The organism is Nocardia pneumoniae NBRC 100136 (assembly GCF_000308755.1).
Lineage (GTDB): Bacteria > Actinomycetota > Actinomycetes > Mycobacteriales > Mycobacteriaceae > Nocardia > Nocardia pneumoniae.
Genome location: NZ_BAGF01000027.1, coordinates 80,749 through 99,701 on the forward strand (window position 1 = coordinate 80,749; position 18,953 = coordinate 99,701).

Here is an 18,953-nt window from a genome sequence, read left to right on the forward strand (position 1 = left end):
CGATGACCGAACAGGCTTCGCAGCAAGGACGTTCCTACGAGGTCGTCACCGCCGCGTTGATTCGCCGGGTGGGTCCGGCCAAGTGGCCGCGGGAGCCGCAACAGTGGACGAACTACCTGTGCCCGGTCCACGAGGGCGACGGCCACCACCACAACCCCAGCCTCGGGGTCCGCTACGACCCCCGGCAGGGCAAAACGATGGTCCGCTGCTGGGCACGCTGCGACGACCAAGAAGTGCTCGACCGCATCGGGTTACGGGTGCGCGACCTGTGGGACCGGCTGCCCGAGCGCACCAACCAGCAGGGTTCCGTCCGTCGGCCGTACGCGGCCGGCGGGCGGCCCGCCCGCCCGGTCAGCGTCGCCTCGCCGGTCGAGAAAGCCATTCTCGCGGCTCGGTTCCCGCTGCCCGCCAAGCGGGACTTGGGTGCCCAGATCGGGGAGCCCGAGGCGGTCGACACCTACGTCTACCGGTGGCCGAATGGTCGTGTCGAGGGCGCGGTGGTGCGGCTGCACACCCCGCACGAGCACGGGCACGCCAAGAGCTTCTACCAACGGCGCTGGACCGGAACCGAGTGGGTCAACACCGGTTTCGCGCCGCTGCCGTGGCAGCTCGCCGACGTGCGCGAAGCGCTCGACACCGGACGCGAGTTGTACGTGTGCGAGGGCGAGAAGGACGTGCAGCGAGCCCGCCAGGCCGGGCAGCTCGCGACGTGCAACGCGATGGGCGCGGGGAAGTGGACCAACGACCACGCGCGCTGGCTGCGTGGCGCTGGCCGGGTGATCGTGGTCGCCGACCGCGACCGGCCCGGCTACCGCCACGCCGCCCAGGTCGCCGAATCCCTCGCCGACCGCGTCGGCGAAGTCCGGGTGTTGCAGGCCCGCGACGGCAAGGACCTCTGCGACCACCTCGACGCCGGGCACGACCTCGACGAACTGGAACCGGTCGCCTACCTCGACCGGCCCCGATCCCCGCGCAGCATCCACGACCTGCACCCCACCACGACCAGCCGCGGCCAGCCCGACCGGACCCGCACCCGCTGAACACCACAACAGGAAGGACCCCATCCATCATGAGCACCAACACCTTCGGACAGCGTTTCCGCCGTGCCGCACGCCCCGCGTCGGCGTTCACCAAGACCAGCAAGCCCGGCACCACCGTCTACGGCCGCATCGTCGCCGCCGTCGAGGAACCCAAGCTGAAGTTCGGCGGGGCGCCCGGTGAGGTCGAACTCGACGAGAACGGCCAGCCGGTCATGCAGACCGTCGTAACCCTCGACACCGGCGCCGGACCGCGCAACCTGTACGTGTCCTGGCGCATGGAACAGGCCATCGGGCTGGCACTGGAGAACGCAGGCAGCGAGGACTTCGAGATCGGTGCGACCCTGTCGGTCACCTACACCGGACCCGACCCCGAGTACCCGCGGGCGCGGCTGTTCACCGCCGTCTACACCCCGGCCGCCGCGAGCAAGGGTGCGTGAGCCGTGACCGGACTCAGCTCCGGTGCGGACGTCGTGCGCAGCAGCGATCCTGCTGCGCACCGCAGCGCACCAGACGATGCACAGGCCGGTGCACGGACCCGCGAGCAGGTCTCGGCGATCCGGTTCTTCTGGGGCGAATTGCTCTTGGTCGCGGCGATGTCGATCGCGGGCAACCTCGTTCACGCATGGATCAACGCACCGGACGGCAAGCAGCCGGTCGCGGCGTTCGTCGCCAGTTTCCCGCCGATCGCGTTGTTGGCAGCAACCCACGGTGTCGGGCTGCTCGTGCGCGCCCAGAACAAGGCACGCCTGGCCTACTGGGCTGTTGTCGCACTTACCGCCGCCATCGCGGTCGGCGCATTCCGGCTGTCGTTCGACGCCCTGCGCGAGCTGTCGATTCAGGTCGGGATGAGCGAACACCTGGCATGGCTGTTCCCGCTCATCATCGACGGCGCCATCGGACAGGCCACCGTCGCCCTGCTGGTGCTCGCACGCACCGACCACACCAGCACCGAACCGGCGGTGCGCACCGAGCCGGAGCCAGCGCAGCGGCCGGAACCGGTACGCACCGTCTCGGTGCGCGAGGTCCACACCGAAACCCGGTCGACCTCGACCGAACTGACCGCGCAACAGGCGCCCCCGGAGCTGCGCACCGCCGAACAGACCGCGATCGAAGCGCCCACGCATCACGCACCGGCGCCCGGTGCGGAGGTCGACCGATGGGCGGTGGTCGCCGAGCAGGTATGCAGCGCCGACCCGTCCGGACGTCGCGACCCCGACACCGTGACCGCGATTTTGCGCCTGCGCCATCAGGAAGGCTGGTCTCATGCGCAGATCGCCGACCGGTTCAAGGTCAGCAAGTCCGCGGTGACGCGGACACTGATCGCTGCGCGGGCGGTCACCCCGGAAGGACTGGACTGATGCATGTGGTGCAGTTCTCCACGGGCGCCGGATCAGCCGAAGTTGCGTGGCGGGTCGTCGAACAGTACGGCCCTGACCAGGTGATACTGCTGACGGCAGACACGATGGCCGAAGACGCCGACAACTGGCGGTTCGGTCGCGAGGTAGCCGACCGCTTGGGTTGCCAGTGGGTGCGCATCAGTGACGGGCGCACACCGATGCAGGTCGGTCGCGATCTTCGGTGTGTGCCGAACAACAGGCTCGCGGTGTGCTCGCGGGTGTTGAAGCGTGAGCTGCTGCGCCGGTACATGGATGAGCACTTCGATCCGGCCGCAACCATCGTGTACCTCGGGTTCGACTGGACCGAACCTGAGCGTCACCAGCGGTCTATCGCGCCGTGGCGGCCGTGGGTGATCCGCTCACCACTGCTGGACCCGCCCTATACGCCAAAGCCGGAGCTGCTGGAGGTGTTCCGCCGCCGCGGGATCGAGCCCCCGCGGCTGTACCGGCTCGGGTTCCACCACGCCAACTGCGGCGGCGGCTGCGTCCGCGGCGGGCAAGCCCAATGGCGGCTTCTCCTGACGGTCGACCGCCAACGTTACCTGGAGTGGGAAAACGAGGAGAACACCACGCGCACCGTGCTCGGCAAGGACGTGGCAATCCTGCGTGATCGCACCGACGGCACATCGAAACCCCTGCCCTTGACGGTATTTCGACAACGGATCGAGCAGCAACCAGATCTGTTCGACGTCGACGACTGGGGTGCGTGTGGATGCACCGACACTTTCGGATCAGCAGGAGAAGAGCAGTGACGAGTGTGATCAAGCTCCGCATGACGGGCGACGCTGACGCTATCGCCGCGGTGCAAGTGATGCTGGCCGCGGCTGGATTCGACATCTGGTTCGGCGATCGGACCTATCCGAACCGCAGCGGATTCGGCGTCCGCGCCTACGGCGAAATCGCCGTCAGCATCCGCAACGGTGGTCCGTAGCCAGCCGAGAAGCAGCATCGACAACCGCATACAACCCCGGACTCGCTCGAATCGCACCTGAAGAGCCGAAGGCCCGTCAGCCCGCCTGACGGGCCTTCGGCTATGTCCGGACCCCCGTACTTGCCGGGACATTGACGGGACTTCGCCGGGATATTGACGGGACATACCAAGTCCCGGCACTGTCCCGGCACCTCGACGTAAAAATCGCCGTGAGCTGGGGTGTTTGGCGCCGTCTCCCTCCCCACCCGGCCGACACTCTCTATGGCTTCGCTGTTCATAGAGAGTGTCGGCCGGGTGGGGAGGGAGCCAACACCAAACATTTGGGATGGGAAGGACCGGAAGGAAGGGACCACAAAGGTAGGGTTAGGTGGGTGGTTGCGTCAGGTGCGGAGGTTACGTCTAGAGCTACGCCACCTGCGGTGGCGTGTTCGCGCGCCAGGACGCGCTCAGTGCGGTAGTCGAGTCGTGCGGGCCGAGCAGCGGTTTCGGGTAGGGACCACAAGAAGGGGATGGAGTCACCAGCAGTACCGACGAGACCCCCGCGACTCCCATGATGTCAACGTCACGCTGATTCACCCGCCGCCGACAACGGCCAGTGCTGACAGAGCCACGCCTATAGCCCGCACGAGCCACGCCGTCGGTTCCGACGCTCATTGCTTACAGTGCATGCAATGATGGACGCGGCGAGCCCGTCTACGCGCTCGCCGCGTCGTACCGCGCTATCACAAGGCATGGGGTTCACCGCAGCGGAGGGGAGTTTCGATGGCGAGGAACTACTCAGATCTCACGCTGAAGCAACTCTTCTTGACCTCGGGCCACTACTGCGGGTTCCCTGGATGCCCTTCTGCGATAGTTGAATTCAGTGCAACAGGTCCCGTCATCCTTGGCGAGATCGCTCACATCGAAGGGTCCTCGAACAAGGGGCCTCGACCCAACCCATCGCTCTCGCCGGCAGCCCGGGATAGTTACCCCAATCTGATCGTCCTCTGTGCTCATCACCACAGCTTGGTCGACAAGATCGATTCCGATTATCCCGTTGCGACACTTCGGGAGTGGAAGCGTGCCGCCGAGAAGGCGACGGCTGACAAGCTCTCTGTGGGAGCAACAATGGTCTCGTTTGCTGAGTTGCAGATCGTTTGCAATGCCTTCGCGGACGGCGACGTCGTGCTTCCCTCAACTCCGATGGTCGCAGTGCCACCGCAGGCAAAAATGGACGCCAACGATCTGACGGACGCGATACGCCCGACAATGAACGTTGGCCTATCTCAGGCCCCGCAGGTAGCGGACTACATTCGACGGCAAGCTCAGTTGTCGTCGCGGTTCCCGGAGCGCCTCCGAGCCGGATTTGTTGCCGAGTATGACCGTCTCCTCGCTCAGGGGGCTTCTGGCGACGCGTTGTTCCTGTCGCTGGTCGACTTTGGCACCAACAGCGCCGCTTCTCCCCAAACAGATGGTTCGAGGCTCTTTGTTATCCGCGCGGCAGCCGCAGCGGTGTTGTGTCACTTGTTCGAGGTATGCGACGTGTTCGAGGCACCCGCCGCATGATTCTCCCAACCAAGTACGTCCCCGCGTCCGACAGCATCCTTGGTAGATCTGGAACCCTCCTATCGTTGCGTGCCACGAATACCACGGTAAGCGAGCTATGGCATTCCTACAGGTCAGCGCGACCTGAGGTATCTTTTGACTCCTTTACTGAGGCACTCACACTGCTCTTCATGATTGGCGCGGTCACCATCGAAAGTGGCGTGCTCGAATGGCAGGTGTGACATGCGATTAAACTCATTGACCGCGAACTTCGCTGAATTCAGAGCGATTGAGTTCCGGGATGGACTCAACATCGTCGTTGCGGACCGAGCAAAAGAAGCAACGAAGACAGACTCTCGAAATGGATTAGGAAAAACAACCGTCATCGCCCTGATCGACTTCTGTCTCGGCGCAAACATGAGCGACCGTCTGGAGCAGATGAAGGGCAACCGGTGGTACTTCACCCTGTCGCTTACCACGAGAGCTGGGATTACGCTCCGTGCTTCTCGTGGTCCAGATACCCCAGGCGAAATACACGTTCAAGGCAACGCAGTAGCAGCAGGCCTCATTGACCGGAATGATGCGCCATTGTCTGACGTTGTCGACATCGGCCCCCGCCAGTGGACCAATTGGCTTGGTCGAGAGTGTTTCAGCAATGCAGGATCATCAGCCGATCCGCCCAGCTTCCGCAGTCTTATACGACACTTCGCTCGCTATCGTTCGGATTCGCTGATTGATCCGTTCCGCACGCTCGCAAACCAACGCGCTGAGGCAGTCCAGGCGGAGAACTCCTACCTACTCAATCTAGATTGGCGCTTTGCGAAGGAATGGGCAGACCTCAAAAATCGTAAATCACGCGTTGCACTAGCTGATGATCCGGACAACAGCATTGAGTCTCAGATCGCGGCACTCGAACCCCAACTCGTGCGAGTTCAGCGTCGTTCGGAGAAGCTAGCCCGAGACATCCGAACGTTTTCGGTGCTTCCGGAGTACCGCGAGATCGAGGCACGCGTCCAGCAAGCGACGGCGCGAATCAAGTCCCTGGGTAACGAGAACTTTGCAGACCGCCAACAGCTCGCCTTGTACGAGTCGCAGGCTGCGGACGAATCCGCGGCTAGCAATATCAGCATCGAGGAGCTGTTTAGCGAGGCAGGAATCGTACTTGGCGACGCCATCGTGCGTAGCCTTGACGAAGCAGCTGAGTTCCAACGGCAGATTACCGCCAATCGGATCGCATACTTAGCAGACGAAACACGACGCATTCGAGAGCGGGTCACCCAGCGGGAGGCTGAGCAAGCCAGGCTTGCTACCCAGCAGGAGCAGGATCTCCAGCTGCTCCGGACGGGCGGGGCACTTGATGATCTCGCCGCGCTCCAGCGAAGCCTAGCTGAGTCTCAAGTCGAGGTGGCCCGGATCGAGGAGCAGATCCGCACACTGCGCGAACTGAGCGATAGAAAGTCGAAGCTTAAGTCAGACGAGCTGGACCTTTTATCACGGACCAAGCTGGACGTACAGGAGCGGTTTGAACAGCGCGCGGAAATTATCGCGAGGTTCGGAGAGATCATGGAGTATCTATATGGGGAGCCTGCAGACCTGCGCGTATCCCCAGGAAAAGCTGGCATACAGTTTAAAGTGGTCCTGCCAAAGACTGGGTCGGGTGGTGTTCATCTGATGGCAATTTTCGCTTACGACATCGCACTTAGCGAAGATATGGCGCGCCGTGGCCGCGGCCCCGGGTTTCTCATCCATGACAGCTCGATCTTTGCCGACGTTGATGAGCGACAGACCGCCAAGGCCGTCGAGATCGCTGCCGCCTCCGCTGACGAGTACGAATACCAACACATCGTAACTATGAACAGCGACAAAGTACCATGGGGTGAATTCTCCGATCGTTCAGTCTTCGATGACGCGGTTGTGCTAACCCTCCATGATGGAGACCCATCCGGCAGTATTTTGGGACAGCGGCTTCACTTCTCGATCGAGAGTGAGGACGACTAGGGTTCGTCTCGAAGTGACTCGATTGGCCTTGAGAGCCGCTCCGACAGAATGGTTTTGAATGGGGCGACATCTCCGGTAACTGGTTGATCGACCAAGGTCCAACGCAACACCGGAGACCTCGTAACCACCCCTAGTGGTGACCCGAAGGGCTGCCCTGACCGACTCCCTATGGCCTCGACTCAAGCCGCTGCTGCCTTGCCCGAACAACCTCGGACGACCAAGTGAGATGGAGCAACGGCCACCTGATCGGCGGATCCGCTGGCGTATTCGGGTCGGCGTACCCTGGCGTGACGTGCCCGCCTGCTACTGCTCTGATCAGCAGGTTCTTCGCTGGTTGGTACATCGCTGACAGTGACTGAACTCATAATCCGGTACTGTCGATTCCTCTCGAAGCGCTGGGCCCGGCGAACTACAACTGATGCCGCAAGCGCTACATGGTGGCGTCGGGCTCCAGCAACACGGCCAAATCTGCCAGTGATGTAAATAGTTCGTCGTAGGTGACCACGAGTATGTCCTTCATGCACTGCCTGTACAACTCGAACGACCTGCGCTGCCCTGCTGAGAGCTCGGCGCGGCTGCCGTCGCCGATGATGACCACGATTGAGGGGTGGTGGGCAATGAGGCCTGGTGAATTCATGCTGAGCGTGGCCATCTCGTTAAGTAGGGTCAGACGGTAGTTCAACGCTTGAGCGACCGCGCCAGCTAGTTCCGGCGAAGGGGGATGCACGTTTGCTCTGTATTCACGACCCATGAGCGCTGCAGTCGGTGTTTTGATCTCGATTAGAATCGCGTCTCCACTGCACTGGGCGAGGAAGTCGACGACCTGGCCGCCGCAGTTATCGATAGCCTTGCCGCCAACATAGCATTTCGAATTCAGGACGAACGGGCGTCCTTGCGTGACCAACTTGAGCAGCTCGGGCCGGTGGGTGAACAGTGTCTGCCAGAATTCTTCGGAGGCGTTTTCGCGTTCCGCCTCCCAGATGCCGAGAGCTTTTTGTAGCCGGTTGGCTGTGTCGGGGCTTGGTATCGCTGGCACTACGTTGGAAGCGCGCAGCGCGCCTACCGCAACAAGTTCAAGATGCCGAATCCGAAGACGGTTCAGTTCCGACACAGAATACACCTGGGGGAGTGAGTCAATCATCCTGTGGTGGGCAGCGCAGACGAGTACGAGGTTGTGCACGCCAGAAAGATCTTCGGCTGATCGTTCGATGTCTGCGCGCGGTCCTCCGGGCGACGGGGAAGCGATATGGGCGATCTCCAGGAGCGGAGTGCCGTCCGGCAGTCTGTTCGGATTCGGGCAATCCGGCATAAGGCAAGTCTCGCCAAAGTCTGCGTAGACGCGGCGACGGGCTCGGTCGGTTATCCGACCTCGATGTCTCTGAGTCACAGACTGATGGATACACGACTCGGCATCCCAAGCGCATCCGGAGTCAGGGGGTGGGCATGGACGCTCGCGGACAAGCGTGACAGTGATGACGGGTGGCGGGCGGACGGCCCGACGATCGACGAACAGACCACGTGCCCGCGTCAACTAGGAAGTCCGCAAGCGGGAGGCGGACCGCGGGTAGCCGTGCGTCTTGCATCCCCGGCGCCGCGATCTAGCTTCGCATGCCGGTCGGCCAGGCGTTGTGACCTAGATTCACAAGCAGGTAGCGTGGGCACGATTGGGTACAGACAAACTCAGCCCTGCAAATACTAGGGGCCGAGCTGTTATTAGGGTAGTGCGCGATACTGAGACCGCCTGTACCGCAGTCCGGACGGTTCAAGATCAACAAGCCGCTGGCCGACAGCCATGTATCTTGCTGCAATGCTCGCTGCTGAGCAGCGTTTTGCCAGGTCAGGACACCGTTCGGAGTGTTTGATCTCATAATCCATTGGTCGCGGGTTCGAGCCCCGCCCGCCCCACAAAATCCCCTTGACCAGCGGAAACGCTGAGTTGTGAAGACGTGTTGATACGGAACGGCGCATGTACAGCTTTGTATGTGGTTGTTTATCGAGTCTCTGCTCACCGGACCGCGCAAGCGGACCGCGCGCCGTTGTCGCCGGACTACGCGCGAAGCCACTATCGCCCGCTACAGCAGTTCTTCAAATACCTTGTGCCCGAGGACATCCTTGCAGTGAATCCGTTAAGCGGATGAGGTTGCCCGATCGAGGGAGCGAAGATCTTGGTCGCACGCCGCCACGTTACGATCAGGCCGACGCTCTGAGAGGAAATCATGATCAAGTCGACGGCCTTCGCCGCTGTGCTCTCCGCGGCCGCTGCCGCTCTGCTCTTCCTGCCCGCCGCACCCGCGCACGCCCGGTCCCTCCAATGCAACAGGGCCATCCAGCTGATCAACGCCGCGATCGACACGAGCGGCGGCACCCTGGACGATGCGACGGCGACGGCCCTGTCCGACAAACTGAGCGTCGTGGCCGAATTGGCCCAGGGTGCGGAGAAGGATGTCATCGCCGCCTACGCCAACGCGCTGATAGATGAGAACGTCACCAGCCTCGACCCCTACACCGACGAGCTCAATCGCGTCTGCGCCTGACCGCGACCCCCACCCACTCCGGCCGCGAGCCCACCAATGTCACCAGAATCGAGTGGAGCTGTCCCGAGGCCGTTACCACCACAGCCGAATAGTGGTGGAGGCGCCCTCAGCTCACAGTGTGGCTGGCGGACGGCTCGCGGCGACGGAACCCGGGCATGAATCGGTTGGTCCGTGCCTGGTAGTCACGGTAGCCGGGCCTCTTCTGCGCGCTGTAGTACTCGGCCGGGACAGCGCCGGTGTAGAACACGAGACACCAGTACATGATTGCCGACAGTGCGAACAGTCCGATGCCCGCGCCGATCGCCGCGACGGGTGTGAATTCGTCGAATGATCGGCGCAGCACCGGCAAGCACAGGACGATGATCGCGTTCCACTGCATCCACTGGAAGAAGTAGTTGGGGTGTCGGCTGTAGTTCCAGAGTCCGACATCGCAATACCCGCGCGTATTCGTCGTCGACATCGACTGGACGAAACGGATTTTCTGAAAGTCGGCGACCGACTCCAGCATCCACGACACCGCCCACAGGATGATGCCTGCCGCTGCGACTGCGCTCATCCCGGCACCGTCGATCGCGATCACCAGCGCTGCGGGTACGGCCATGACGGTGATGTTCGAGATCGCCTGGACCAGGATCTCGGCCACGATGTCGAGCCGCTCGCTGCCCAGGGTGGCCTTTGCCCACCGCTTTCGCTGGAACCGGTAGCGCGGCAGCTCCCGGTCGAGTTCGCCGTGGCGCCAAAGCACGAGCGCGGCGATGCCCATGCGTCCGCCCATCACCAGAAAGACGACGGCCACAGCTATGGCGAGCGGGGATCTGTCACTCATCGCGAGCGTCAGGACGCCGAGGGCAACGAGTCCCCAAGGCCATGCGATGTCGACATAGGACATCCGGAGAGTGCGCCACCCCGGGAGGCAGGCAGCGCCCACAAAGATGACGAACTGGACGCCGAGGTTCACCAGTAGGAAATCCCGCAGCGCTGACTCGGTGAGCATGGCGCCGAGGACCACCAGGGAAGCCAGGGACGGGAGGGCGCGGTTCGCTAGTCCTCGCGCATTGCTCGATGGGGACGACATGCGCGAACGGTAAGATATAAGTTGGTAACTTGCAAGTGGCGGTACTAGCCTTCGGAGGGTGACCAGAGCCAAGACGAAGCCGCGGCGAAGCCAAGCCGAACGACGAGCGGAGACCCAGGATCGGCTGCTCAGGGCGACGGTATCGATGCTCGTCGAGCACGGGTTCGTCGCGTTGAGCGCTGCAGCGGTGGCCGCTCGTGCCGGTGTCAGCCAGGGTGCGATGCAGCACTACTACCCGACGAAGGCCGCGTTGGTGAAGGCCGCTCTCGAGCGCATCGTCGAACGCTATGTGGCCGATGTACAGGCCGAGGTCGGCCCGTTGCCACCGGGTGCCGGGAGGTTCGAGGCCCTGCTCGACCTGCTGTGGGAGGTCCACAACCTGCCGATAAGCCGTGCGCTGCTCGAGCTGTACGCCGTCGCCCACAACGATGTGGATGTCGCCGACGTCGCGGCCATGATGGCGAACCTCGCGACTGCCGCCGTCGGCGATCTGGCTGGTGAACTCGTTCCTGAGGTGGCGGCGCGAGACGGCTTCCACGAATGGCTGCTCACCACTCTCGCCACATTGCGCGGCACCGCACTCCTGGCGGTACCCGGGGCCGAACAGGCCCATCTGGACTGGCCCACACTCCGCGCCCGGCTGACGGCCTCACTCCCGTCGCCGCCGTAGTCGGATTCCGTGCGCACGCGTGGAAGAACGAAAAGCGTTCTCAGCGGCAGATTCTGCGCGGCTCGGCAGCTCAGACGTCATCCGTGACCAGCAGCAAATATGCCGCCTCTAGGTGAACCACGCACTCGTCCGGAGGATGCGCCCGATGTATGTGCCGAAGCTCCCGGGCACGGTCGGCGGTCAGTTCCATCAGGTGGACCTGGCACATGTACTCAGCCAGCATGCCGTCCGCCTGGACGAACGTTTTGTGCTCCATAGAGTCTGGCATTAGACATCCGACCGATTTCGAAACTCGCCTGATTCAACGACCAGCTCTGCCCTGGCGCTTTCCGGCGGACGGTCATGCGGTATGGGCGGTGTTCCTTCGGGACTGGCCGGGCGAATCAGCGAACCAGGCCGATGGTGAACGGCTCGGTCCCAGAGTTCGGCGCACGGCAGTGGCGGCATGTCGGCGTGTACGTCGTCATCGATCGTGACCGTCAGCTCCAGACCAGAGAACCTGCTCGCCAACGCGTCGGCGACGTGCTGGGCTTGTTCCGCGCTGGCTCGGTAGTCCAGGCTCAACGGGCCGGATTCGATATGGATGTGCCGGACCGCGTTCATCCGGGTCACCGCGGCTTCGTCGTGGACGACACCACCCGTCCGGCCTCGACGAGCGTTTGGAGCGCGGCGGCCTTGCGTGGGCAGCGCTTGGCCCGGCACGCCACGTGATACCGCATCACCGTGTGAGCTTGCGAGACCGTGAACGGCACCCTCGGCGCCTGGTGCGCTGCTTCATCGCACATTGCGACGAGTTGGTACATGGCATGGGAACTGGTGGGCATCGAACGGTGCTTCTTTCCGATCCGGAGCGGCAGGGGTTCAGGCGGTACCCGGCACCGGGGGCTTTCGCCACCGGCCCGCCACTCTGGTGGGCTGGTGCGCCGCAGGTGTTTACGGCGTCGGCCCGGTGCCGGGGACCAAGGTCAACGGTTACCGGGCAGGGCTTGACGGGCTATTTCGCGCGACAGCGGTAGGCCATATGCCCGGGGAATACCGCCCTGGATTTGACGGATGGTCGTCGCGAACGGTCGGAAATAACCAGGTGGGGCGCATTTTCGGGCTATGCATGAAACGTATAGCGGCGCCTGTCAACGGCTGGTACGGTCCAGCTGACCAGGGCAAACGACAGCCGGGGGAGCAGGGGAGCGGGGATGACCCAGGTACGACCTGTGCGGTACTGCGCACGCTGCGGCAGCAGACTCAACCGCTACAACGCCCAGACCCTTTGCGCCCCTTGCGAAGTCAACTTTCGCAGTGATTTGCGGACGCCGCCGAGAGTTCCGTCGGCCTTCTGGCAAACGGACCAGATGCACGATGCGCTCGCCACCTGGCACATGGGGCAGGTGATCTACGCCTACCGCAACCATCCGTATCACGGACGGCCGCTGCCACAGGAACTTGTAGCCGGATGGCTGGGGCTCACCCAAGCTCAATTGAGCCGGATCGAGAAAGGACCCGCGCCGGACCAGATTTCGAAGTTGGCGCGTTGGGCGGAGGTCCTCAGCATCCCTTCGGAGCTGCTTTGGTTCAAGTTGCCCAAGGAACGAATGCCGATGAGCGCTGACGCGCCGTCCACGGCCGAGGCGCATACTGATCTGGTACAGCTGCGGGAACAGGCGAAAACCGAGCGGTGGGTGCTGCCTGCCGTTGCGGATCTGCGGACTGGGGCCGGGTTGCCGGTGGGCCTCCTCGGTTCCAGTCGAATCCACGGCCTGTCGGAACCGGGAGGTGATCTTACGAAGAGACGAGACGCCTTGCGGGTACTGAGCATGAGTGGCATCGCTGCCGGTGCCGCGCTTCAGGATCTGGTCCTTCGTGCCGCCCGAGAATCGGCGCAACTCAGCAACGCCTTGGATCGTTCGACGGTCGATCCATCGACGTTGTCCGATGCCGCGGAAGATCTGCACCGGCTGGCCAGTGACTACGCGCTCGATCCTGATCTGCGGCGCATTTTCATCCACCTGACCGTGCTGCGCGACCAGCTCGGAGCGCTCATCCACCGGGCCGGTCGATTGACCGATCTCAAAGAGCTGTATGTGCTGTTCGCCGCGACCTGCACGCTGCTGGCCTCGGTGTCACATGATCTAGCGGAACCGCAGGCGGCGATGATCCAGACACGCACCGCCGCACGGTTTGCCGAGCTTGCCGGTCATCGGTCATTGGAAGCCTGGGTGTACTGCACCCGTGCCATGATCGCCTCGTGGTGGGGCCGACCCGAGCAGGTACTGGCCGAGGTACACAAAGCTGGCGACGTGAGCGGTGTTTCCCGGATCAGGCTGGCGGGCCTTGCTGCCCGCGCCTACGCTCAGCTCGGAAACCGCCCCGCCGCCATTGCGGCAGTGCGTACCGCCAGAAACGAGCGCGAACGTCACACCGGTGGCCATGGCCTGACCGAACTCGGCCCGATTTTCGACTTCTCATTAGCCCGCCAGCATTATTACGACGCCAGCACCTATGCCCGTCTGGGTGAATGGGCGCAGGTGCAGGCCGAAGCCGAGGTAGTGATCAACCTGTATGCACCTGAGCAATCACAGACGTGGCCGACCACATTGACGTTGGCGCAAATCAACCTGGCTCATGCCCGACTGCACTTTGATGGCCCTACTGCTGCGAGCGAAGCGCTCGAACCGGTGTTGGCTGTACCCGTGGGCCAGCGGATTCCACAAGTGGTCTCGGCTCTGCACGCTGTACGTGCAGACCTCGAGGCGCAGCCGATGGCTGCGACTGCCCACGGCCGCGAACTCGTTGATGCCGTGCACGCTTTTGCACCAGGAGCGGATCATGGGTGACGACCCAGTACACGTGGCGCACCGCCTCCTCGCCCCGCGTATTGCGTACCTCATCGGTACGCGCAGTGTCGATGGCACGGCCAATCTGATTCCGGTGTCCAACCTGACGTCGGTATCGACGAAGCCGCAGCAGGTGGCGGTCGCCGTGTACAAGGAGTGGGCGACCTACGAGAATCTGGCGTCCGCATCAGGATTCACGGTCAGCGTGCCGACGATCGAGCAGTTGGACAGCGTGTGGAAGCTGGGCGCGCGGTACTCCGAGTTTCCAGTTACGGCACCAACCGAGAAGCTCCGTGCCAGTGGTCTCAGCCTGGATTACGAATCCTCTGTCTACGGCCCGGTGGCACCCGCGGGTCTCGGCTGGATGGCGTGTCGGACCATCGCGCGGATTGATCTGGGCGGCGACCATGGGCTGGCGATCGCTGAGGTCGAACATGTTTGGTTCAATCCAAAGTTCCTTACGCCCGATGGTGTGCCGATCGGCGCTACCCACCCCCTGATGCAGCAAACGGGTAACCAGTTCACAACGACGGCCGACGAACCAACTCACATCCCATACTTCTCGGTTCGCTAGTGGCATTGGCACAAGGTGGCAGTTCTGGCCGTCGAAAGCGGCAGCGATCATGTGCTACTCGTTCACACGAAAATTTTTGGCAACCCGGCCGCGGAGTTCTTCGTATCGCAGCCGGGTATTTTCGTATGACAGGCAATATTCGCGGGTGGAAGAGTAGCGACCTAGTTTTGCGGTCGGCCTCGTAAACGTCGTCCCCTCGGGGAACTGCCCACGCGTAAGGTCGATCGTCTCGCCACCGATGACATTGAAATAGTGCGAGACCGTCTCGTTGCTCGGCAGGGTAGCAACCGTGTTCAGGATATCCCCGCCGAAGTAGTCTTGGACGACGCATGCCGTGACGGCGCATTGGCCCTTCGCGCGATTGGTTTCCGTCCAATCTGGAGTGCTGCTGGTCTCTGCGGACCAGGACCTTTGGAGCGCACTGGCCAGTGCCTCCAGCTTTCCGACACCCACGGATCGACCGTAGCGCGCGGTACTTCGTTCCGAAACTTAGGCTGCGAGCGACGAGGGTGGAGCTGGACAGCCCCCGGCCGTCGAGGGGCTGGAAGGATGGGATCATGTCGATTGATCGCGCGATTTTGTTTCGGCTGGCCACGAGTGATGTTGTCGAGCAGGTTGTTCGGGCTGTGCCGGGGGGTGAGGAGCTGGCTTGGCGGGCGGCGTCGCGGTATGTCCCGGGGACTGCGGCGGCCGACGCGGTGCGGGTGGTCGGGGAGCTTCATGCGCGTGGTGTGGCTGCCAGTATCGATCAGTTCGGTGAGCTGGTCGACGATACCCTTGTCGCGCGGCGGGTTGCTGATGACTATCTGCGGTTGGCCGACGACCTTGCCGGTCTTCCGCGGGACACTTGGCTGGCTGTCGATCTGTCCCATCTCGGCCTCGATGTCGACCCGACCGGCTGTGCCGACCTTCTCGCGGCGATCGCGCAGGCGTTGCCGGAGGGGCGACGTATCCAGGTCGGCGCCGAGGATCACGCGCGTGCGGACGCGGCGCTGAAGTGTGTACTCGACGTCGCCGACCGAGGCATGGCCGACCGTCTCGGTGCCACCGTACAGGCCAATCTGCACCGGACGCCCGACGACATGGAGCGTCTCCTCGCGGCGGGCGTGCACATCCGGCTGGTCAAGGGCGCCTACCTCGATGCGCCCGATCGAGCCTTGCCCTACGGTGAGCCCACCGACGTCGCCTTCGTGCGCTTGGCGCATCGGCTGGCGGCGGCACATGCGCCGTTCGCGCTGGCGACCCACGACGGTGTCCTTCGTGAGGCGCTTCTGACCGCGCTCGGGCCGGTACCGGTGGAACATCTGCTGGGGGTGCGACCGGAGACCGTGAACGATCTCGTCGCTCGCGGTGTGCCGGTTCGTATGTACGTTCCCTTCGGTCACAACTGGTTTCGCTACTGGATGCGCCGACTTGCCGAATCACGCGGCGCTTGACCATCGCGCACCGAACGTGGAGCCGCACGGATGGATGCTCGGATGCCGCCACCCGTGCGGGCGTTGAATTTTGTGCTGCGCGAGCCCATTTCCTCGAACGCGACCGCGGTTCGCCGGGATGTAGGCCCGGCGGAGGGTGTCGTAACCGGCCTAGCGTTCCGGTCAAGAGTGACAGCCCGTGCGACGCAGGGCCAGGAGAAGCGACCTACTTCAGGAGGGTGAACTGCATGACGTCGACGTAGCCGTTGCGGAACAAGTCCGCGCAGCCGGTCAGGTATCTCATGTACGTGTCATAGGTTCCCTCATCGGTGAGCTCGATCGCTTCCCGCTCATGTGCGCGCAGCGCGGCTGACCAGCAGTCCAGTGTGCGCGCGTAGTGCGGCTGCAACGGTTGGATGCGTTCCACCTCGAATCCGCCGCGCTGGGCGGCGGCGACGACCTGCTCCGGCTGGGGTAGTTCGCCGCCGGGGAAGATCTCGTCGCGAATGAACCGCGCGAACTCGATGACGTCCCGGTTGATCGGCAGACCCATGGCCCGGACCTGGTGGCGGTTGTACATGACGATGGTGTGCAGAAGCATCCGCCCGTCCGGGGGCAGCAGGGCGCGGCAGGTGGCGAAGAAGTCGTCGTAGCGTTCGTAGCGGAAGTGTTCGAACGCGCCGATGCTCACAATGCGGTCCACCGGCCGGTCGAACTCTTCCCACCCCTGCAGCAGCACCTCTCCGGTCGGTCCATCGCCGGCGCGCGCGTCGAGCAGGGATGAGACGTAGTCGAACTGGTTACGGCTCAAGGTCAGCCCGATGACATTCACGCCATACCGATCCATCGCGCGCATCATCGTCGAGCCCCAGCCGCAGCCCACATCGAGCAGTGTCATACCGGGACGCAGGTCGCATTTGCCGAGCGCGAGGTCGACCTTGGCCTGCTGCGCCTGCTCGAGCGTCATGTCCGCCCGTTCGAAGTACGCACAACTGTAGGTGCGGCTCGGATCGAGGAACAGTGCGAAGAAGTCGTCGGACAAGTCGTAGTGCGACTGCACATTCTCATAGAACGGCGCAAGCCTGGTCATTCCACACCCTCCATTTCACAGCGAGCGATTCATGTCACGGCACGGCAAAGCTCCAGCCGCCACCGGCAGGCTGTCGGCCGGAGAGGCTCGGCAACAGGCAGCCCAATAACGCGGAAGCGATCACCGATGCGTCGACGGCAAGTCGCCGCACACCTTTCCTATCGGAGACGCCGACCGGTATTCGATACGAAAAAGCGCGCCGGATGGATCACTATTCAGAAACATTCCATGGCTTGGCGCCATGCCTCGTTATGAAATATCGCGGGACAGTTTCATTTCCGCCACATTCGGCTCCGCAAGGCGTGTTAGCTGATAGTTTGCTGACTCTGGCCCGCTAGTGCAGGCCGACTGGTCGACGAATGACGCGAACTACCCGTGGAGGTCAAGGTCGTGACTCGTCTATTCCCTCGTTTCCAAGGCATCGGGCGAAGCCGTTCACCCAGGCTCCTCGGTTCGGTCGCCGGTATCGCAGTTGGGCTGCTCATCGCGGTGACGGCAATCGCCGCGCCGTTGTATCCGCGGCCCGATCCGGACCCGTTCTACGCCCCACCGCCGGATCTGGCGGCGCACCGACCCGGTGATGTGCTCGACGTGCGGCCACTGCCGCCGCTGCCCCTTTTTCCCGGCGCGACGGTGACGCTGGTCGAATTCCGGTCCACCGACTCGCATGGCGAGCCGATCGCGGCGACGACCACGATCCTGACGCCCGCCAACCATCCGCCCAATGGTCCGCTGCTGTCGTATCAGCACTTCATCAATGCGCTCGGCACCGACTGCGCGGTCTCGCACCTGCTCTACGCAGGCGATACCAATCTGAATACGACGACGCCGATTCTGAACGTGCTGATGCAGCAGGGGTGGAGTATCGCCCTGCCGGATCACCTCGGACCGCGGTTCGCCTTCGGCGCGGCGCGGTTGGGTGGTCAGATCGTGCTGGACGGCATCCGTGCGGCGAAACAGCTGCCCGCACTCGGCGTGCAGAACGGCCCGGTGGCGATGACCGGCTACTCCGGCGGCGGCATGGCCACCGCATGGGCGGCTGCGCTGCAACCCTCGTACGCTCCCGACCTGCGGCTGGCGGGCGCGGCCATCGGCGGCGCCCCGATGAACCTGCTGACGATGGCGGAGGCGCTCGGCTTGGAACCGCACCCCGCCTTCGGCCTGGCCATGGCCGCGGCGATCGGCTTGGAGCGGGAGTATCCGGACCGGGTGCAGACCAGCTTGTATCTCAACGAGCGCGGTCTCGAGGTCCGTGACGCCATGGCCAACAGCTGCACCAACGACATCCTCGCCGTCGGCGCGGGCGGCAGCGCTCGCGAGTTCGTCACCACCACTTCGATCTTCGAGCGAAGCGAGGCCCGGGCGGTGGTGGAGGAGAACAGCGTGGAACTCTACCCAGGGGTACCGGAAATGCCGATCTTCGAATGGCATTCGCCGGACGACCCGCTGATTCCGGTGGCGGCCATCAACAACACCGACCGCCGTTGGTGTGCGGCCGGGGTGCCGTTGCAGACACTGCGCGTGCCCGGGGGCGAGCATCTGTCCGCGGCGGTGATGGGCGCGCCCGCGGTACTGGGGTGGCTCGAGGGCCGGGTTCGCGGAGAGCCCGCGCCGATCGCCTGCTGACGAATCACAGCGAATGCTCGACGGGTCGGTGGCAGCGAGCGCGCTCGCTGCCACCGACCCGCACGCTCACCGAAGACCGGCGCGGACGCCGACTCCGGCTTGTCACAGAAGATGGCCTGCGATCAGATCTTCCTTGCTGGCGAAGTGATTGAAAACCGTGCCTTTGGCGACCCCGGCCCGGGGCAGGTGCTGGTCCGGGTGCGCCGACGCCACACGCGCAGACCGGTTCGGCCGAACAGTCGGCATCG

General features: G+C 63.6%; 22 protein-coding genes. 16 read left to right on the forward strand and 6 right to left on the reverse strand.

Annotated features, from left to right (window positions below; genetic code table 11):
* The first annotated feature begins 2 nt into the window (after positions 1-2).
* From ON34_RS33400 to ON34_RS38495, 9 genes are all read left to right on the forward strand, one after another.
* A complete protein-coding gene (locus tag ON34_RS33400) occupies positions 3-1,040 on the forward strand; it encodes a toprim domain-containing protein (RefSeq protein WP_051022247.1) in 1,038 nt (345 codons plus the stop codon).
* Between the two features lie 29 nt (positions 1,041-1,069).
* Complete coding sequence (locus tag ON34_RS07730; protein ID WP_040776065.1) at positions 1,070-1,477, forward strand: hypothetical protein; 408 nt, start codon at positions 1,070-1,072, stop codon at positions 1,475-1,477.
* Positions 1,478-1,480: 3 nt separating this feature from the next.
* The gene (locus tag ON34_RS34390) at positions 1,481-2,398 is read left to right on the forward strand and encodes a DUF2637 domain-containing protein (RefSeq protein WP_051022248.1); all 918 of its coding nucleotides are present in this window, start codon (positions 1,481-1,483) and stop codon (positions 2,396-2,398) included.
* A complete protein-coding gene (locus ON34_RS07740) occupies positions 2,398-3,189 on the forward strand; it encodes a hypothetical protein (RefSeq protein WP_051022249.1) in 792 nt (263 codons plus the stop codon). Before ON34_RS34390 ends, ON34_RS07740 begins: the two co-directional genes overlap by 1 nt.
* Positions 3,186-3,368 carry a hypothetical protein gene (locus tag ON34_RS07745; RefSeq protein ID WP_040776069.1) on the forward strand — a complete coding sequence of 61 codons (183 nt, stop codon included), beginning with the start codon at positions 3,186-3,188 and terminating at the stop codon, positions 3,366-3,368. Before ON34_RS07740 ends, ON34_RS07745 begins: the two co-directional genes overlap by 4 nt.
* Before the next feature lie 1,005 nt (positions 3,369-4,373).
* Complete coding sequence (locus tag ON34_RS07750; RefSeq protein ID WP_040776072.1) at positions 4,374-4,913, forward strand: hypothetical protein; 540 nt, start codon at positions 4,374-4,376, stop codon at positions 4,911-4,913.
* Positions 4,910-5,134 (forward strand): ABC-three component system middle component 6, encoded by a 225-nt coding sequence (locus ON34_RS38490; RefSeq protein ID WP_083889200.1) that lies wholly within the window; start codon positions 4,910-4,912, stop codon positions 5,132-5,134. Before ON34_RS07750 ends, ON34_RS38490 begins: the two co-directional genes overlap by 4 nt.
* A gap of 16 nt (positions 5,135-5,150) precedes the next feature.
* The gene (locus ON34_RS34400) at positions 5,151-6,890 is read left to right on the forward strand and encodes a DUF2326 domain-containing protein (protein ID WP_157172204.1); all 1,740 of its coding nucleotides are present in this window, start codon (positions 5,151-5,153) and stop codon (positions 6,888-6,890) included.
* Positions 6,891-7,026: 136 nt separating this feature from the next.
* Positions 7,027-7,239, forward strand: coding sequence for a transposase (locus ON34_RS38495; RefSeq protein WP_373291885.1), 213 nt, complete (start codon positions 7,027-7,029; stop codon positions 7,237-7,239).
* A gap of 81 nt (positions 7,240-7,320) precedes the next feature.
* Here the strand turns inward: ON34_RS38495 and ON34_RS07760 are convergent, their stop codons facing one another.
* The gene (locus ON34_RS07760; protein WP_157172205.1) at positions 7,321-8,001 is read right to left on the reverse strand and encodes a Shedu immune nuclease family protein; all 681 of its coding nucleotides are present in this window, start codon (positions 7,999-8,001) and stop codon (positions 7,321-7,323) included.
* Positions 8,002-9,106: 1,105 nt separating this feature from the next.
* Here ON34_RS07760 and ON34_RS07765 point away from each other — a divergent pair.
* Positions 9,107-9,424, forward strand: a complete 318-nt coding sequence (locus ON34_RS07765) for a hypothetical protein (RefSeq protein WP_040776077.1) — start codon at positions 9,107-9,109, stop codon at positions 9,422-9,424.
* Positions 9,425-9,530: 106 nt separating this feature from the next.
* On the opposite strand, the gene ON34_RS07770 is transcribed toward ON34_RS07765, so the two are convergent.
* The gene (locus tag ON34_RS07770) at positions 9,531-10,571 is read right to left on the reverse strand and encodes a DUF1295 domain-containing protein (RefSeq protein WP_157172206.1); all 1,041 of its coding nucleotides are present in this window, start codon (positions 10,569-10,571) and stop codon (positions 9,531-9,533) included.
* Here ON34_RS07770 and ON34_RS33410 point away from each other — a divergent pair.
* Positions 10,558-11,169: a TetR family transcriptional regulator gene (locus ON34_RS33410; protein ID WP_157172207.1), complete on the forward strand. Its 612-nt coding sequence runs from the start codon at positions 10,558-10,560 to the stop codon at positions 11,167-11,169. The two genes, ON34_RS07770 and ON34_RS33410, sit on opposite strands and share 14 nt — an antisense overlap.
* A 70-nt stretch (positions 11,170-11,239) precedes the next feature.
* Here ON34_RS33410 and ON34_RS07780 read toward each other — a convergent pair whose 3' ends face one another.
* Positions 11,240-11,425, reverse strand: a complete 186-nt coding sequence (locus ON34_RS07780; protein WP_245547931.1) for a hypothetical protein — start codon at positions 11,423-11,425, stop codon at positions 11,240-11,242.
* Positions 11,426-11,568: 143 nt separating this feature from the next.
* Here ON34_RS07780 and ON34_RS35835 point away from each other — a divergent pair, with 143 nt between their 5' ends.
* The 3 genes from ON34_RS35835 (at position 11,569) to ON34_RS33420 (ending at position 14,574) form a co-directional block, all read left to right on the forward strand.
* Positions 11,569-11,880 carry a hypothetical protein gene (locus ON34_RS35835; RefSeq protein ID WP_157172208.1) on the forward strand — a complete coding sequence of 104 codons (312 nt, stop codon included), beginning with the start codon at positions 11,569-11,571 and terminating at the stop codon, positions 11,878-11,880.
* 482 nt (positions 11,881-12,362) lie between these two features.
* The gene (locus ON34_RS37425) at positions 12,363-14,000 is read left to right on the forward strand and encodes a hypothetical protein (RefSeq protein ID WP_245547933.1); all 1,638 of its coding nucleotides are present in this window, start codon (positions 12,363-12,365) and stop codon (positions 13,998-14,000) included.
* Positions 13,993-14,574, forward strand: coding sequence for a flavin reductase family protein (locus ON34_RS33420; protein ID WP_157172209.1), 582 nt, complete (start codon positions 13,993-13,995; stop codon positions 14,572-14,574). Before ON34_RS37425 ends, ON34_RS33420 begins: the two co-directional genes overlap by 8 nt.
* 54 nt (positions 14,575-14,628) lie before the next feature.
* Here the strand turns inward: ON34_RS33420 and ON34_RS33425 are convergent, their stop codons facing one another.
* Complete coding sequence (locus ON34_RS33425) at positions 14,629-15,027, reverse strand: YunG family protein (protein ID WP_051022255.1); 399 nt, start codon at positions 15,025-15,027, stop codon at positions 14,629-14,631.
* 104 nt (positions 15,028-15,131) lie between these two features.
* Between ON34_RS33425 and ON34_RS07810 the strand changes: the two genes are divergently transcribed.
* Positions 15,132-16,010 carry a proline dehydrogenase family protein gene (locus ON34_RS07810; RefSeq protein WP_040776087.1) on the forward strand — a complete coding sequence of 293 codons (879 nt, stop codon included), beginning with the start codon at positions 15,132-15,134 and terminating at the stop codon, positions 16,008-16,010.
* A 205-nt stretch (positions 16,011-16,215) separates the two neighbouring features.
* On the opposite strand, the gene ON34_RS07815 is transcribed toward ON34_RS07810, so the two are convergent.
* Entirely contained in the window at positions 16,216-17,079 is an 864-nt protein-coding gene (locus ON34_RS07815; protein WP_040776090.1) for a cyclopropane mycolic acid synthase family methyltransferase, read from the reverse strand.
* 420 nt (positions 17,080-17,499) lie between these two features.
* Between ON34_RS07815 and ON34_RS07820 the strand changes: the two genes are divergently transcribed.
* Positions 17,500-18,705, forward strand: a complete 1,206-nt coding sequence (locus tag ON34_RS07820; protein WP_040776552.1) for a lipase family protein — start codon at positions 17,500-17,502, stop codon at positions 18,703-18,705.
* Positions 18,706-18,807: 102 nt separating this feature from the next.
* Here ON34_RS07820 and ON34_RS37430 read toward each other — a convergent pair whose 3' ends face one another.
* Positions 18,808-18,951: a TetR family transcriptional regulator gene (locus tag ON34_RS37430; protein WP_083889206.1), complete on the reverse strand. Its 144-nt coding sequence runs from the start codon at positions 18,949-18,951 to the stop codon at positions 18,808-18,810.
* Positions 18,952-18,953 lie beyond the last annotated feature (2 nt).